This window comes from Stenotrophomonas sp. 17(2023) (genome assembly GCF_030345315.1).
In the GTDB taxonomy this organism is placed as follows: domain Bacteria; phylum Pseudomonadota; class Gammaproteobacteria; order Xanthomonadales; family Xanthomonadaceae; genus Stenotrophomonas; species Stenotrophomonas acidaminiphila.
Genome location: NZ_CP128405.1, coordinates 2,967,951 through 2,981,051, shown reverse-complemented (window position 1 = coordinate 2,981,051; position 13,101 = coordinate 2,967,951). Strand labels below are relative to the sequence as shown.

At 69.2% G+C, this 13,101-nt stretch carries 11 protein-coding genes; 7 read left to right on the top strand and 4 right to left on the bottom strand.

Annotated features, from left to right (window positions below):
• The first annotated feature begins 87 nt into the window (after positions 1-87).
• The 4 genes from QQA12_RS13445 to lpxC all read left to right on the top strand — a co-directional run bounded on the left by QQA12_RS13445 (position 88) and on the right by lpxC (position 4,630).
• Entirely contained in the window at positions 88-816 is a 729-nt protein-coding gene (locus tag QQA12_RS13445) for a cell division protein FtsQ/DivIB (RefSeq protein ID WP_054667597.1), read from the top strand.
• Positions 813-2,048 carry a cell division protein FtsA gene (gene ftsA, locus QQA12_RS13440; protein WP_054667596.1) on the top strand — a complete coding sequence of 412 codons (1,236 nt, stop codon included), beginning with the start codon at positions 813-815 and terminating at the stop codon, positions 2,046-2,048. The genes QQA12_RS13445 and ftsA overlap by 4 nt, the downstream gene beginning before the upstream one ends.
• 175 nt (positions 2,049-2,223) lie before the next feature.
• Positions 2,224-3,453 (top strand): cell division protein FtsZ, encoded by a 1,230-nt coding sequence (ftsZ, locus tag QQA12_RS13435; RefSeq protein WP_104939595.1) that lies wholly within the window; start codon positions 2,224-2,226, stop codon positions 3,451-3,453.
• Between the two features lie 265 nt (positions 3,454-3,718).
• On the top strand, positions 3,719-4,630 hold the full coding sequence (lpxC, locus tag QQA12_RS13430; RefSeq protein WP_226049568.1) for a UDP-3-O-acyl-N-acetylglucosamine deacetylase: 912 nt from the start codon (positions 3,719-3,721) through the stop codon (positions 4,628-4,630).
• Positions 4,631-4,810: 180 nt separating this feature from the next.
• Here lpxC and QQA12_RS13425 read toward each other — a convergent pair whose 3' ends face one another.
• Positions 4,811-5,248 carry a DciA family protein gene (locus tag QQA12_RS13425; protein WP_226049567.1) on the bottom strand — a complete coding sequence of 146 codons (438 nt, stop codon included), beginning with the start codon at positions 5,246-5,248 and terminating at the stop codon, positions 4,811-4,813.
• 12 nt (positions 5,249-5,260) lie between these two features.
• Here QQA12_RS13425 and QQA12_RS13420 point away from each other — a divergent pair, with 12 nt between their 5' ends.
• The 3 genes from QQA12_RS13420 (at position 5,261) to QQA12_RS13410 (ending at position 10,615) form a co-directional block, all read left to right on the top strand.
• Complete coding sequence (locus QQA12_RS13420; RefSeq protein ID WP_054667593.1) at positions 5,261-6,211, top strand: M23 family metallopeptidase; 951 nt, start codon at positions 5,261-5,263, stop codon at positions 6,209-6,211.
• Between the two features lie 157 nt (positions 6,212-6,368).
• Complete coding sequence (gene secA / locus QQA12_RS13415) at positions 6,369-9,080, top strand: preprotein translocase subunit SecA (RefSeq protein WP_054667592.1); 2,712 nt, start codon at positions 6,369-6,371, stop codon at positions 9,078-9,080.
• Positions 9,081-9,661: 581 nt separating this feature from the next.
• Positions 9,662-10,615 carry a Nudix family hydrolase gene (locus tag QQA12_RS13410; RefSeq protein ID WP_054667591.1) on the top strand — a complete coding sequence of 318 codons (954 nt, stop codon included), beginning with the start codon at positions 9,662-9,664 and terminating at the stop codon, positions 10,613-10,615.
• On the opposite strand, the gene QQA12_RS13405 is transcribed toward QQA12_RS13410, so the two are convergent.
• The 3 genes from QQA12_RS13405 to QQA12_RS13395 form a co-directional block, all read right to left on the bottom strand.
• Positions 10,605-11,180 (bottom strand): DUF4124 domain-containing protein, encoded by a 576-nt coding sequence (locus QQA12_RS13405; protein ID WP_056932315.1) that lies wholly within the window; start codon positions 11,178-11,180, stop codon positions 10,605-10,607. The genes QQA12_RS13410 and QQA12_RS13405 overlap by 11 nt on opposite strands.
• A 55-nt stretch (positions 11,181-11,235) precedes the next feature.
• Entirely contained in the window at positions 11,236-12,066 is an 831-nt protein-coding gene (gene metF / locus QQA12_RS13400; RefSeq protein ID WP_054667589.1) for a methylenetetrahydrofolate reductase [NAD(P)H], read from the bottom strand.
• A 94-nt stretch (positions 12,067-12,160) separates the two neighbouring features.
• Positions 12,161-12,919, bottom strand: a complete 759-nt coding sequence (locus tag QQA12_RS13395; protein ID WP_226049566.1) for a hypothetical protein — start codon at positions 12,917-12,919, stop codon at positions 12,161-12,163.
• Positions 12,920-13,101 lie beyond the last annotated feature (182 nt).

Here is a 13,101-nt window from a genome sequence, read left to right as displayed (position 1 = left end):
TCCGTCGGCATGCACCCCGTCCAGGGCCGCGCGCGGCCAGGGCGCGGTGCGGCCGTGCGGAACCGCCCGGGCGCACGGAGGCCGGGCATGAGCGCGCTGCTGCGCATGCTCGCCTGGCTGCTGGCCATCGCCCTGGTGGCGCTGCCGGTGGTCGCGGTGCTCAACGGCTGGGTCGGCGCCGAGCGCTGGCCGCTGACCCGCCTGCGCGTGCACGGCGAGTTCAAGCGCGTGCCCGGTGAGGACCTGCGCAGGGCGCTGCTGCCGTATGCGCGTGCCGGCTACTTCGCGGTCAAGCTGCAGGACGCGCAGCACGCGGTGGAGCGGTTGCCCTGGGTGGAGAGCGCGCAGGTGCGCAAGCAGTGGCCGGACGTGCTGGAAGTGAGCGTGGTCGAGCACAAGCCGTTCGCGCGCTGGGGCAAGGACCGGCTGCTGTCCGAGCAGGGGCGCCTGTTCGCCACCCCGCACGGGCTGGAGAACGCGCCGTTGCCCGAGCTCGACGGGCCCGACAGCAAGACCGCCGAGGTGGTCGAGCTCTACAACGATTCGCGCGCGCTGTTCGCGCCGGTGGGCATGGACGTGCGGCGGGTGGCGATGGACGCGCGCGGCAGCTGGTCGCTGGCGCTGGACAACGGCACCGAAGTCATCGTCGGCCGCGACGACGCGCGTTCGCGGCTGGGCCGCTTCGTGCGCGTGCTGCCGCAGCTCACGCGCACCCAGGTGCCGATCGTGCGTGCCGATCTCCGCTACACCAACGGTTTCACGCTGAGCTGGGGAACTCCGCCGCCGGCAGCAAAGCAGACGCAGGACAGGACATGAATCGCAAGGGTGACAAATCACTGATCGTCGGCCTCGACATCGGCACCTCCAAGGTGGTGGCGCTGGTGGGCGAGTACTCGCCGGGCAGCCCGATCGAGGTGATCGGCATCGGCTCGCACGAATCGCGCGGGCTCAAGCGCGGCGTGGTGGTCGACATCGAGTCGACGGTGCAGTCGATCCAGCGCGCGATCGAGGAAGCCGAGCTGATGGCCGGCTGCGAGATCCGCTCGGTCTATGCCTCGATCTCCGGCAACCACGTGCAGTGCCGCAACTCGCAGGGCATCACCCCGATCCGCGAGGGCGAAGTGACCTGGGGCGACCTGGACCGGGTGCTGGAGGCGGCCAAGGCGGTGGCGATCCCGGCCGACCAGAAGATCCTGCACGCGATCCCGCGCGAGTACGTGCTGGACGATTCGCAGGAAGGCATCCGCAACCCGGTCGGCATGACCGGCGTGCGCCTGGAGGTGCACGCGCACCTGGTGGTGTGCGCGCAGTCGGCCGCGGCCAACATCAGCAAGTGCGTGCAGCGCTGCGGCCTGCAGGTGGACGACCTGGTGCTGTCCTCGCTGGCGTCGTCGGTGGCGGTGCTGACCGCCGACGAGCGCGAGCTCGGCGTGGTGATGGTGGACATCGGCGCCGGCACCACCGACATCGCGGTGTTCGTGCAGGGCGCGATCTGCCACACCGCCTCGCTGCCGATCGCCGGCGACCACGTCACCAACGACATCGCGCACATGCTGCGCACGCCGACCCCCGAGGCCGAGCAGATCAAGGTGCGCTACGCCTGCGCGCTGGCGCAGCTGGCCACCGCCGAGGAGAGCATCCAGGTGCCGTCGGTCGGCGACCGCCCGCCGCGGCGCATGCCGCGCGCCTCGCTGGCGCAGGCGGTGCAGGGCCGCTACGAGGAGATCTTCGAGATGGTGCAGGCCGAACTGCGGCGCTCGGGCTTCGAGGAAATGGTGCGCGCCGGCATGGTGCTCACCGGCGGCGCCTCGAAGATGGAAGGCGTGGTCGAGCTGGCCGAGGAAATGCTGCAGATGCCGGTGCGCGTGGGCATCCCGCAGCACGTCACCGGGCTGGGCGAGGTGGTCGGCAACCCGGTGCACGCCACCGGCGTCGGCCTGCTGCTGATGGGCAGCCAGATCGAACACCCGCGGCGTCCGTCGCTGCCCACCGGGCGCGCCGGCACGCTGTTCAACAAATTGAAGAACTGGTTCCGCGGAGAGTTCTGACGCGGAGCGGGCGGTAACGCCGGCCGCTGGCCGGTGATTGAAGCAGGGCGGTACCCCGTAGTGGCGCAGGCCACGAGGGATTCCAACGACAACTGCCGCAATGGCGGCGCGGTGACCAAGGGCAGGACGCCTGCGGGGCCACGCCAACGGAAGCGGTTATAACGAGGACATGGACATGGCACATTTCGAACTGATCGAGAAGATGGCACCCAATGCGGTGATCAAGGTGGTGGGCGTGGGCGGCGGCGGCGGCAACGCCGTGGCGCACATGGTCAACTCCAGCGTGGACGGCGTCGAGTTCATCACCGCCAACACCGATTCGCAGGCGATCAAGAACTGCGGCGCCAAGCTGCAGCTGCAGCTCGGCACCAATGTCACCAAGGGCCTGGGCGCCGGCGCCAACCCGGAAGTCGGCCGCCAGGCCGCGCTGGAAGACCGCGAGCGGATCATGGACGCCCTGCAGGGCGCGGACATGGTGTTCATCACCGCCGGCATGGGTGGCGGCACCGGTACCGGCGCCGCGCCGGTGGTGGCGCAGCTGGCCAAGGAAATGGGCATCCTGACCGTGGCCGTGGTCACCAAGCCGTTCCCGTTCGAGGGCCGTCGCCGCATGCAGGTGGCGCTCAAGGGCATCGAGGAGCTCAGCCAGCACGTCGATTCGCTGATCACCATCCCCAACGAGAAGCTGATCACCGTGCTCGGCCGCAACGCCACCATGGTGCAGGCCTTCCGCGCGGCCAACGACGTGCTGCAGGGCGCGGTGCAGGGCATCGCCGACCTTATCGTGCGCCCGGGCCTGATCAACGTCGACTTCGCCGACGTGCGCACCGTGATGTCGGAAATGGGCCTGGCGATGATGGGCACCGGCACCGCCCGCGGCGACGACCGCGCCCAGGCCGCCGCCGAGGCCGCCATCCAGAACCCGCTGCTGGACGACGTGAACCTGGCCGGCGCCAACGGCATCCTGGTCAACATCACCGCCGGCCCGGACTTCACCATGAGCGAGTTCGACGAGATCGGCCGCACCATCGACGGCTTCGCCTCGGAAGACGCGACCGTGGTGGTCGGCACCGTGCTCGACCCGGACATGCAGGACGAGGTGCGGGTGACCGTGGTCGCCACCGGCCTGAACCGCGCCGTGGCCAAGAGCGCGCAGCGCCCGGGCGAGCGTGCGCCGATCAAGCTGGTGCGCAATGCCACCACCGGCCAGGCCGAGTTCGGCGGCGACTACGAAAGCCCGGCCGACGCCGTGGCCAAGGCGGTGGGCAGCTCGCTGGGCATGGGCCTGCGTCGCCCGAGTTCGGACACCGTGGCCGCCTCGGCCCCGGCGGCCGCACCGGCCGCGGCGGAGCTGCCGAGCGACTACCTGGACATCCCGGCGTTCCTCCGCCGCCAGGCCGACTGACCGGCCGGTCGCCATCGCCGGGCGTCCCGACGGGGCGCCTTCGGCGGGCGGCATGGCCGGCAGGTGGTGAGTTGTCGTAGACGCCGGGGTTGTCCTCCCCGGTGGCAGCATCCATGTCCGTTGCTGCCGGGCCAGGATCGGCCCGGCGGCAGCTTCGCCTCCCCGGAGGAGGCGTGGTGGCCGCGCGCCAGGGACGGATGTTGATGCGTGTTATTCTTGTTTGGTTATGGCCGCGCTCCGGGCGGTCCCTCCAGAACGTACCCCGATGATCCAGCAGCGCACCCTCAAGAACACGATCCGCGCCACCGGCGTCGGCCTGCACAGCGGCGACAAGGTCTACATGACCCTGCGCCCGGCGCCGGTCGACCACGGCATCGTGTTCCGCCGCGTCGACCTGGACCCGGTGGTGGAAGTGCCGGCGCGCGCCGACCTGGTCACCGAGGTGACCCTGTGCACCGGCCTGACCTGCGAAGGCGCCAAGATCCAGACCGTCGAGCACCTGATGTCGGCCATGGCCGGGCTGGGCGTGGACAACGCCATCGTCGAGCTGTCCTCGGCCGAACTGCCGATCATGGACGGTTCCTCGGGTCCGTTCGTGTTCCTGCTGCAGTCGGCGGGCATCGTCGAGCAGCCGGCGCCCAAGCGTTTCCTGCGCATCCTCAAGACCGTGGAAGTGCGCGACGGCGACAAGATCGCCCGTTTCGAACCGCACGAGGGCTACCGGCTGGGCTTCACCATCCAGTTCGACCACCCGATGATCCCGGCCCGCCAGTCGCGGGTGGAGATCGACTTCTCCACCGCCGCCTACATCAAGGAAATCTCCCGCGCGCGCACCTTCGGCTTCATGCGCGACCTGGAGTACATGCGCGAGCGCAACCTGGGGCTGGGCGGTTCGATGGACAACGCCATCGTGCTGGACGAGTTCCGCGTGCTCAACGACGACGGCCTGCGCTACGCCGACGAGTTCGTGCGGCACAAGATCCTCGATGCGGTCGGCGACCTGTACCTGGCCGGCGGCCCGGTGCTGGCTGCCTACGAGGGCTACAAATCCGGCCACGCGCTCAACAACAAGCTGGTCCGCGCCCTGCTGGCCGACGCCAGCGCCTGGGAGTGGGCGAGCTTCGATTCGCCGGCTGTCGCCGACCCGATCGTCTACGGGGCGACGGCCTACGCCTGAATGGGCGGTCTACCGATAGGCGTAGACAAAATGTGAATCCAGGCGCCATTTCAGCCTGAATTTAACGATTAATTAACAAAAGACTAACTCCTCCACTGCAAGTCGCGGCTAGGATTCCTGCCGGCTTGGTGCTGGGGTCCTTCGGGATGCCCGGATGTGGTGGAGCAACCCCACCCGCATTCAGGAACGGGTGCCCTTCACATCCGCCAGACAAGCCAGGGCGTCGCGCAGGCCTTTGTGCGTGGCGGCCGTTACTGCGTGAGTGCTGCGCTGGTCGTTGTGCACCGGGGAGGGTGCAGGCGCGGTTGCAGTCTTGACGGTCACCCGGGTGGCCTTCAGCCCGATGGATCGGGCCGCGTCGAGCAGCTGGTTTTCGGCAAGCCTGACCTTGGCATGCCAGACCGGCGATTCGACGAGAAAAACGAGGTGTTCGCCGTCCACATTGGCCAGCCGGCAACGGTTGGCCAGCGCAGGCGGCAGATGGGGGCGCAACTGCCGGTCCAGCGCATCGAGCCACAGGGCTCGTCGCAGCGGGTTCCCGGCCTTGTCCGCCATGACCGCTTCCAGCGCCTGTTTGGGCGCGCTGCGGGAACGAACGCTGGATTTCGGCTCAGACATAAGAATTCTTCGATGGCATTCAAAAAGATCGTAATCAAAACACGGGGGCAGCAGGCAAAAACGCCGTTGGCGCGCCTGCAGATGTTTTTCGAGGATAGGCCAAAGGCCCTGCTGGGCAGCGTGATGGGCCTGGGTTGCCTGGTCGGCGTGGGGCTCACCCTCGGCGTCGGCGCGGCCGGCGACGCGGCGCTGCGCGCGCAGGTCGAACGCCAGGAGCGCGAGCTCGCCAAGGTGCAGGCCGACGCGCAGACCCAGGTCAACGCGCTGGCGGCGCGGCTGGGCGAGCTGCAGGCCCAGGCCACCCGCCTGAACGCCCTGGGCGAACGCCTGACCCAGATGGGCAAGCTCGAGGACGGCGAGTTCGATTTCAACGAGACGCCCGGCCTGGGTGACGGCGATGCCGGCCCGGCGCAGGACATCCCGCTGAGCGCGGTCAACAGCGACTTACAGGTGCTGGAGCAGCGCTTCGCTGCTTCAGGCAGGCAGTTGTCGGTGCTCGAGTCGCTGCTGTTCGACCACCAGCTGGAACAGAACGCCGTGCCCTCGCGCATGCCGATCCGCAACAGCTACGTGACCTCCGGCTTCGGTACCCGCGCCGATCCGTTCGGCCGCGGTGCCGCTACCCACAAGGGCATGGATTTCCACGCCCGCGTCGGCGACCCGGTGACGGCGGTGGCCGAAGGCGTGGTCAGCTTTTCCGGGGTCAAGGGCGGCTACGGCAACGTGGTCGAGGTCGACCACGGCAATGGCTACAAGACCCTGTACGCGCACAACTCGCGCCTGAGTGTGCGCGAGGGCGACCTGGTCCGGGTCGGCCAGGAAGTGGCCAAGGCCGGTTCCACCGGGCGCTCCACCGGCGCGCACGTGCATTTCGAGGTCTGGCAGGACGGGCGCGTGGTCAACCCGCGCAAGTTCCTGGGCGACGGCGGCACCACCCCGGTGGGCCGCGTCCAGCGTGGCTGACGGGCGCCTGCGGGCGCTTGAATCGCCAGGCGCCCGCCCCAAGCTACAATAGGCGTTGCCATCGACAGGGCGCATTGCGCCCTGTTTCGTTTGTGCCCGGCTGGTCCCGCTTGGGGTGGGGTCCGCGCACGGCATTCCATTCAAACCGGTTCCTTCAATGATCAACAGCCTGCTTACCCGCGTTTTTGGCAGCCGCAACGAGCGCCAGCTCCGCCAGCTCAACCGTATCGTCGCCAAGATCAATGCCTTGGAGCCGGAAATCCAGAAGCTTTCCGACGACCAGCTGAAGGCCAAGACCCCTGAGTTCCGCGAGCGCATCGCCGCCGGCGAGGCGCTGGACAAGGTGCTGCCGGAAGCCTTCGCGGTCTGCCGCGAGGCCTCGCTGCGCGTGCTGGGCATGCGCCACTACGACGTGCAGCTGATCGGCGGCATGGTGCTGCACCTGGGCAAGATCGCCGAAATGCGCACCGGTGAAGGCAAGACCCTGGTCGCCACCCTGCCGGTGTACCTCAATGCCCTGGAAGGCAAGGGCGTGCACGTGGTCACCGTCAACGACTACCTGGCGCGGCGCGACGCCGCGCAGATGGGCCGGCTCTACAACTGGCTGGGGCTGAGCGTGGGCGTGGTCTATCCGGGCATGCCGCATGGCGACAAGCGCGAAGCCTATGCCGCCGACATCACCTACGGCACCAACAACGAGTTCGGCTTCGACTACCTGCGCGACAACATGGCGCTGACCCGCGCCGACCGCTACCAGCGCGGCCTGCACTACGCCATCGTCGACGAAGTCGACTCGATCCTGATCGACGAGGCCCGCACCCCGCTGATCATCTCCGGCCCGGCCGACGATTCGCCGGAGCTGTACATCCGCGTCAACCGCGTGGTGCCGCAGCTGGTCAAGCAGGAGACCGAGGAAGGCGAAGGCGATTTCTGGGTCGACGAGAAGGGCAAGCAGGTGCACCTGTCCGAAGCGGGCATGGAGCACGCCGAGGACCTGCTGCGGCAGGCCGGCATCATCGACGCCGACAACGACGGCGGCCTGTACGCCGCGCAGAACCTGACGGTGGTCCACCACCTCAACGCCGCGCTGCGCGCGCACGCGATCTACCAGCGCGACGTGGACTACATCGTGCGCGACGGCGAAGTGGTGATCGTCGACGAGTTCACCGGCCGTACCCTGGCCGGTCGCCGCTGGTCCGACGGCCTGCACCAGGCGGTGGAAGCCAAGGAAGGGGTGCCGGTACAGCGCGAGAACCAGACGCTGGCCAGCATCACCTTCCAGAACCTGTTCCGCATGTACAAGAAGCTGTCCGGCATGACCGGCACGGCCGACACGGAAGCCTACGAGTTCCAGAGCATCTACGGCCTGGAAGTGGTGGTGATCCCGACCAACAAGCCCACCATCCGCAAGGACCACCCGGACCAGGTGTTCCTCAACCGCAAGGGCAAGTTCAACGCGGTGCTGGCCGACATCGAGGAATGCGCCAAGCGCGGCCAGCCGGTACTGGTCGGCACCACCTCGATCGAAACCTCGGAGATGCTGTCCGAGCACCTGCGCAAGGCCGGCGTGAAGCACGAGGTGCTCAACGCCAAGCAGCACGACCGCGAAGCGACCATCGTCGCCAATGCCGGCCGCCCGGGCTCGGTGACCATCGCCACCAACATGGCCGGCCGCGGTACCGACATCGTGCTCGGCGGTTCGCTGGAGACCGAGCTGCAGGAACTGGGCGAGGAGGCCAGCGCCGAGCAGAAGGCCGCGGTCAAGGCGGCCTGGCAGGAGCGCCACGACGCGGTCAAGGCCGCCGGCGGCCTGCACATCGTCGGCACCGAACGCCACGAATCGCGCCGCATCGACAACCAGCTGCGCGGCCGTTCCGGCCGCCAGGGCGACCCGGGTTCCTCGCGCTTCTACCTGTCGCTCGAAGACAACCTGATGCGCATCTTCGCCTCCGACTGGGTGCAGAAGGCGATGCGCCTGATGGGCATGAAGGAAGACGACGTCATCGAGGACCGCCTGGTCAGCCGCCAGATCGAGAAGGCGCAGCGCAAGGTCGAGGCGCACAACTTCGACATCCGCAAGAACCTGCTGGACTTCGACGACGTCAACAACGACCAGCGCAAGGTGATCTACGCGCAGCGCGACGAGCTGCTCGACGCCGAGTCGGTCAAGGACAACATCGATGGCATCCGCGGCGACGTGATCTACGACCTGGTGGCCCGCTTCGTGCCGCCGAACTCGGTGGACGAGCAGTGGGACCTGCCGGGCCTGCAGGCCACGCTGGAGTCCGACCTGGGCGTGCAGATGGACCTGGTGGGGCTGTTCAAGCAGCACGAGGAACTGGATGCCGAGGGCATCGCCCAGGCCGTTGCCGACCACATCGAGCGGCACTTCGAGCAGAAGGAAGCGGCGGTCGGCGCCGAGACCATGCGCGCGCTGGAGAAGCACGTGATGCTGACCGTGCTCGACCAGAGCTGGAAGGAGCACCTGGCGCGCATGGATTACCTGCGCCAGGGCATCTACCTGCGCGGCTACGCACAGAAGCAGCCCAAGCAGGAATACAAGAAGGAAGCCTTCGAACTGTTCTCGGAGATGCTGGAGAACGTCAAGCGCGAAGTGATCCAGCTGCTCTCGCGCGTGCGCATCCGCAGCGAGGAGGAAGTGGCGGCGATGGAGGCGCTGGAACGCCAGCAGGCCGAAGCGCGCCTGCAGATGTCGCAGTTCCAGCACCAGGACAACGGCGGCTACGGCGCCGACGAGGAGGCGGCCGAGGTGCAGGCCGCGCTCGCCGAGCCGAAGGTCGGCCGCAATGATCCGTGCCCCTGCGGCAGCGGCAAGAAGTACAAGCACTGCCACGGCCAACTCAACTGAGTTGAGTTGACCGTGATGTAGCCCGCGCGGCGGGCTACACACCCATGATCCGTTGCACGGATCATGGGCACACGGTCTTTGTCCCCGATCCCCCGCGCCTTCGGCGCGCCCCCCTTGCCAAGGGGCGCCCTCATCGGGTGGATACCCGCACTGCCGGCCATTGGCCGCGACATGCCATCGCTGCGTGCCGTTGTTCCATGATCTGCGCCGGAGGCCGCGGCCACGCGTTGCTTTCTTCCTCCCCGGACCGGCGTAGTGCACCGGGCGCCCGGCTGGCCTGCCCGGTGGTGTCGCGCAGGCAGGTCACGCCCACCCCGCGTCTTGACTTGCCGCACGTGGTTCGCTCTTCGGGCCGGCTCCGCCATTCGCGCTTCGCACACCGACGCGCCCAGGCGCAGGCGGCTCCTCCAAAGGTGCTCGCCGGTGATACCGCCCGTTGACCGTGGCGCGCGTCCCTGGGCTCAGCGCATGACCGCAGGTGCGGGGCTCGCCCCACACCGGGCCTCCGATGACCGCCCAGCCCGGAAATGCACGCATGCAGGCGATTGCGCCGTCCCCCGGGTTTTCGGCATTCTCGGCGCATGACTCCTCCGTTGCGCTCCATCCATGTCGTGGCCGCCGTCATCACCGACGCGCGTGGCCGCATCCTGCTCAACCGCCGCAATGGCACCAGCGACATGGCCGGGCTGTGGGAATTCCCCGGCGGCAAGCGCGAGCCGGGCGAGACCTCCGAGCAGGCGCTGGCGCGCGAGCTGCACGAAGAGCTTGGCATCGAGGCCGAGGTCGGCGACTGGCTGATGGAAGTGCCGCAACTCTATCCGGACAAGCGCCTGCGCCTGGAAGTGCGCCTGGTGCAGCGCTGGAAGGGAAGCGCGCGCGGGCGCGAAGGACAGGCCATCACCTGGGTGGCGCCTGACAGGCTGGGCCGCTATTCGATGCCGCCGGCGGACCTGCCGGTGGTGGCCGCGCTGCGCCAGGCCGATCGTTACCTGGTCACGCCCGAGCCCGCGGCCGGCGGCGAAGCCTGGCTGGAGGGCGTGCAGGCCGCGGTGGACGCCGGCATCCGCCGGGTGCAGCTGCGCACGCCGCAGGCCGGCGACCGCGCAGCGTTGGCGCGCGACGCGGTGGACCGCCTCGGCCGCCAGGCCGAACTGTTGCTCAACCGCGACATCGCGCTGGCCAGGGAGCTGGGGGTGGGCGTGCACCTGGGCAGCGAGCAGCTGCAGCAGCTGCAGCAGCGACCGTTGCCGGAAAGCGTCCTGGTCGGTGCCTCCTGCCACGACCTGGCGCAGCTGCAGGCCGCGCAGCGCCTGGGCTGCGACTTCGCCGTGCTCGGCCCGGTGCAGGCCACCGCCAGCCATCCGGCGGCGACGCCGCTGGGGTGGGCCGCGTTCGAGCAGCTGCGCGAGCAGGTGTCGCTGCCGATCTACGCCATCGGCGGGTTGGCCGCCGCGGATATCGACACCGCGCGCCGGCACGGTGCGCAGGGCGTGGCCGCGATCCGCGCGTTGTGGCCGCGGCCGGTTACAGGCTGATCCAGAAGCAGTTGTACTGCCGGCGCAGTTTCAGCAGCGTACGCGACGGCGTGGCGCCCTGCCCGAGGGTCTGCTCAAGGCGCAGCGCCACCGGGCGCGGGCGCCGCGCCGGCATCTCGGTGGACATGGCCGCAGCGTCGCCGGCGGCATGGTCGCCTTCGCCCTCGGGCAGCAGCTCCGGGTCACGCGGGAACACCGGCGCGATGTCGACCAGCGGACGCTGCACGATGGCGTCCAGGCGGTCCATGACCCGCGTGGCTTCGGTGCTGGACAGCCCGCTCCAGGCATAGATGCCGGACAGGTGGTTGGGGTCGCGCGCCTCCACCGCGGCGCGGATCTGCGCCACCACCTCGCTGAGCCTGCGCGCGCAGCTGTCGCGGTACAGGCCGCTGGCGCCGGCAGGACGCGCCTCGGGCAGCAGGCGCGCGCGCGCGCCCATCGCCTCGCAGGGCTTGTCGCCGTATACCGTCCGCCCCTGCGGGTCGGTGCAGCGGTTGACGTGCTGCGCATGCGCGGCACCCGCCCACAGGGCGGCAGGGAGCAGCAGGAGCGGCAGTGATCGCATGGGCCAAGCCTAACCCGCGGGCGGGTGACGGGATGTGTACCCGTGCGGCGGGGGATCAGCCGTGGCCGAGCCGCTGCAGCACCGCGCTGGTCGGCCTGGCCAGGTTGAGCGTGTAGAAGTGCAGCGACGGCGCACCGCCGGCGATCAGCCGCTCGCACAACGCCGCCACCACGTCGGCACCGAATGCGCGCACCGAGTCGACATCATCGCCATAGGCCTGCATGCGCTTGGCGATCCAGCGCGGGATCTCCGCGCCGCACTGCTCGGAGAAGCGCCGCAGCTGGCTGAAGTTGGAGATCGGCATCACCCCGGGGACGATCGGCACGTCCACGCCCAGCTTGCGGGTGGCATCGACGAACTGGAAGTAGGCGTCGGCGTTGTAGAAGTACTGGGTGATGGCGGCGTCGGCGCCGGCGTCGATCTTGGCCTTGAAATGGCGCAGGTCGGCGAGCGCGTCGCTGGCCTGCGGGTGCGTTTCCGGATACGCGCCGACCTCGATGCGGAACGCGTCGCCGTGCTCGGCGCGGATGAACGCGATCAGCTCCGAGGCGTAGCGCAGGTCGCCGGGGAAGCCCATGCCCGAGGGCAGGTCGCCGCGCAGGGCGACGATGCGGCGCACGCCGATGGCGCGGTACAGCTTGAGCAGCTCGCGGATCTCCTCGCGGGTACCGCCCACGCAGGACAGGTGCGGCGCGGCCTGCAGGCCATGGTGCTGGTTGAGGTGGCGCACCGTCTCGGAGGTGTAGCTCAGGGTCGAGCCACCGGCGCCGAAGGTACAGGACACGTACTCGGGGGCATGCACCTTGAGCTTGCTCGCGGTGCGGTCCAGCTGCGCGCGCTGGTCATCGGTCTTGGGCGGGTAGAACTCGAAGCTGAGCGCGGTCATGGCGGGGCGGTGAGTGGGCCTGGCCGAGATTATATCTCTCCATCAAGATGGATGTGCAATTGTTTCTGTTGTCACCGGGCGCCCGTGCATGGGTTCAGTGGGCCCGCCGTGCGGCGCGCTGCGGCAACAGCGCGATACAGGCCACGATCGCCATCAGCAGCACCAGCGAGGCGGCATAGCGGCTCAGCGCCAGCCCTCCGTGATCGAGCGGCTTGTCGAGGAAGTCGCCGACCACCGCGCCCAGTGGCCGGGTGAGGATGAAGGCGGCCCAGAACAGCAGGGTCCTGGACAGGCGGGTCGTCAGGTGCAGCGCCGCGACCAGTGCCAGCAGGCCACCGAACAGGACCATGCCACCGGCATAGCCCAGCCCCCGGGTATCGGCCGCCCAGTCGCCCAGCGCGGTGCCCAGGGTCTGCGAGAAGGTGATGGTCAGCCAGTAGAACAGCTCGCTGCGCCGCGAGTTGATGTCCACCACCGAGACGCTGCCGGTACTGCGCTGCCAGCAGAACAGGGTGCCCAGCAGCAATGCCAGCAGCACGCTGCTGCCGCCGCCGTAACCGATGCCGAGCGAGCGGTCCAGGTAGTCGGCCAGGGTGGTCCCGACGATGGTGCTGGCGATGATCGCCGCCCAGTACAGCCAGGGGCGGAAGCTGCTGGCGCGGATCTGCGCGGCCACGGCGGCGGCGAACACCACGGCGAACAGCGCGGTGCCGGCCAGGTAGCCCAGGCCCATCGACATGGTGACCGCGTCGCCGCCGACTTCGCCCAGGGTGGTGGCAAGGATCTTGGTGATCCAGAAAGCGAGGGTGACTTCGGGAACCTTGCTGGCGCCCAGGTGGGGACGGGTCTGCATGACGGCGGTCCGGTGTGGAGGCGACAACGCCACCGTGCGCGGGCGGCGGTCGGAGCCGTGTCGGAATCCCGTGTGCGGCGCCAGCGGTTCACGCTGCGGACGGCGCCGGGGCCGGCATGCGCTGCGCGTGCCGGTCGCGTCGCGCATCCACCACCGGCGCGGACCCGGCCGCAGCGTGCGCG